This is a genomic window from bacterium, from assembly GCA_030655055.1.
Taxonomy (GTDB): Bacteria; Edwardsbacteria; AC1; order AC1; family EtOH8; genus UBA5202.
Window position 1 is genome coordinate 1 of record JAURWH010000142.1, and the last position, 2,349, is coordinate 2,349.

Here is a 2,349-nt window from a genome sequence, read left to right on the forward strand (position 1 = left end):
GCCTTGATGGCCGCTTCCTTGACCCGGGGGTGGGTGGTCAGGCCCAGGTAGTTGTTGGACCCGATCATGATCATCTTCTTTCCGTCGATGATCACCTCCGGCTCCTGGGCCGAGGACAGGGGGTGGAAATAAGGGTAAAGACCGGCATCCCGGGCATCCCGGGCATCGGTGAAGTCAACGCATTTTTTGAAGATATCCATTAAGAACCTCTGCTATTATTGACAAAATATGAACTTTTATTATACTAAAAAAAGAAAAGTATAGCAAGAAAAAATCCACTCCTTCAAACTGTATTCCGGGCTACCAGCAGCTGTACCAGCTCATCCCCCAGCTTTTGGGGCCTGTCCTCTATGATCTTGAATCCCGCCTGTTTCAAAGCCCTCCGCCACTGGGCCAGGGTGAAAAGCCCAGCGGTGTGGGTGTCGTGCTCGATCCTCAGTTGCTTGCCCCGGCGGATCAGGTAGACGAAGGCCATCTGGTAGGTGCTGTCCCGGGGATCGGGGTCGTGGTCGTTCTCGATGTAGGTGATGTCGTAGCCTTTTGTCTTTGAACGCCAGACCGAGGTCTTGCTCTGTTCAAATCGTTCCTTGCAGTCCTCCACATACAGGGCCATCACTCCGCCTGGGTTAAGGTGGCGGCTGGCGTTCTTCAGGGCCTTAAGCAGATCTTCTTTTGTCTGCATGTAGATGATGCCGTCGTTGAAGAAGACCGCGTCAAACTTTTTCTTCAGGTCAAATGACAGCATGTCGCCAACGTGATAATCTGCCCCGGGGTTGAGCTTCTTGGCCTGGGCGATCATCTGCGGGCTCAAATCCACCCCGGTCACGGCAAAGCGCTTTTTAAGCCAGTGGTCGTTCTTGCCGCCGCCGCAGGCGATGTCCAAAATGGTCCTGGCCTTTGGGCAGTGCTTTTTTATAAGGCTGATGAACCGGGCGCTTTCGGGCTGATAGTCTTCCACTTTTTCCCACAGCGGCCAGAGCCAGCTTAGGTCTTGGTACAAACGGTTATTCATTGCTCTTTCTTTTGTCAGTGATGCTGATCGTCATCACTTCGTTAGGAATTATTAATGCAATTCTCAGTGCATGCCTGAGTAATGCACCTTGCTTGACAAACCGAAGGATTCTTCAAATAGACAAGCACGGGGCTGTTCTCAGAATGACATCGAGGGCCTGTCATCCTGAGGAGGCTTTCCTGCTTGACAAACCGAAGGATTCTTCAAATAGACAAGCATGGGGCTGTTCTCAGAATGACATCAATAGGCAGGCGTGGCGACATTCTCAGAATGACAAGTTACTATATCCAACCCTGTTCCTTGTACCACTTGGCGGTCTCGGCGATCCCTTGGGCCAGACCGTACCGGCACTGGAAATCGAAATCCTCCTTTGCTGATTGCGAGGAAACGGTCCAGTATCTTTGCGACATCTCCCGCACTTTCTGCCGGGTAACCATGGCCGGCCGGTTCTGGGCATAGGCTCCCGCTTCGTTGAAAATCGCCGATAGATGTGCCAGCTGCAGGGGGAGGTGGAGTTTGAGGATCTTTTTATTCAGACATCCGGCAATGGTCTCCGCTATCTCGTCCCAGGAATATGACCTGTCCTCGGCCAGGAAGTAAGTTTTTCCCGGAGAACTTTGGGACGCGGCGGCCAGCAGCATTCCTTCAACCAGGTCCTTTACGTAGATCAGATGGGCGTGGCGGGTGCCAAAACCCGGCAGAAGTGCCAGGCCCCGGTTGACCCACTTGAAATACGCCAGCACTTCTGTATCCCGGGGGCCGTAGACCGATGGGGGGCGCACTATGGTCACCGGCAGTTTGCCAGAAAGGTCCATCAGCTCCCGCTCGGCCTGAAGTTTGCTCCGGCCATAGTCGGACAAAGGCCGGCATTCATCCCGCTCGCAGACCGGCCTTTCCAGACATTCCGCCGGGCCGGCCGCGGCCTGGCTGGAGGCAAAGAGAAAGCGTTTCAAGCCGGGCGCTTTGGTCAGGGCTGCTTTGGCCAGGTTCATCGTGGCCCGGGTGTTATGAAGATAAAAATCCTTGGGGTCCTTGGCTTTGACCGCTCCGGCCAAATGAAAGATGTAGTCCGCCCCGGAGGCGGCCTGCTCCAGAAAACTGTTGTCCTGCAGGCTGCCGGACACAAACTCAATATCCAGGCCCTTGATCCACCTCAGGTCGCTGGAGGGCCGGACCAGGGCCCTCACCCGGAACCCCCGGTTCAGCAGGGATCCGGCCAGGTGGCTGCCGATGAATCCGGTGGCGCCGGTAAGCAGGGCCAGGGGCTTTTTATTTTCAGAAATTTTGTCGGGCATGTCTCAAGTTTAATGTATAACAGGCAGGTCTGTCAACAGAAA

General features: G+C 54.6%; 3 protein-coding genes. All 3 read right to left on the bottom strand.

Going from position 1 to position 2,349, the window contains the following annotated elements:
* A partial coding sequence (locus Q7U71_06650) for an 8-amino-7-oxononanoate synthase (GenBank protein ID MDO9391434.1) occupies positions 1-200 on the bottom strand: 200 nt, incomplete at its 3' end.
* Positions 201-283: 83 nt separating this feature from the next.
* On the bottom strand, positions 284-1,012 hold the full coding sequence (locus Q7U71_06655; protein ID MDO9391435.1) for a class I SAM-dependent methyltransferase: 729 nt from the start codon (positions 1,010-1,012) through the stop codon (positions 284-286).
* 281 nt (positions 1,013-1,293) lie between these two features.
* On the bottom strand, positions 1,294-2,307 hold the full coding sequence (locus Q7U71_06660) for an NAD-dependent epimerase/dehydratase family protein (GenBank protein ID MDO9391436.1): 1,014 nt from the start codon (positions 2,305-2,307) through the stop codon (positions 1,294-1,296).
* Positions 2,308-2,349: the final 42 nt, after the last annotated feature.

Excerpts from the sequence above, each read along its gene's own strand:
- Q7U71_06660 (MDO9391436.1), bottom strand. The coding sequence starts at position 2,307 with ATGCCCGACAAAATTTCTGAAAATAAAAAGCCCCTGGCCCTGCTTACC.
- Q7U71_06655 (MDO9391435.1), bottom strand. The coding sequence starts at position 1,012 with ATGAATAACCGTTTGTACCAAGACCTAAGCTGGCTCTGGCCGCTGTGG.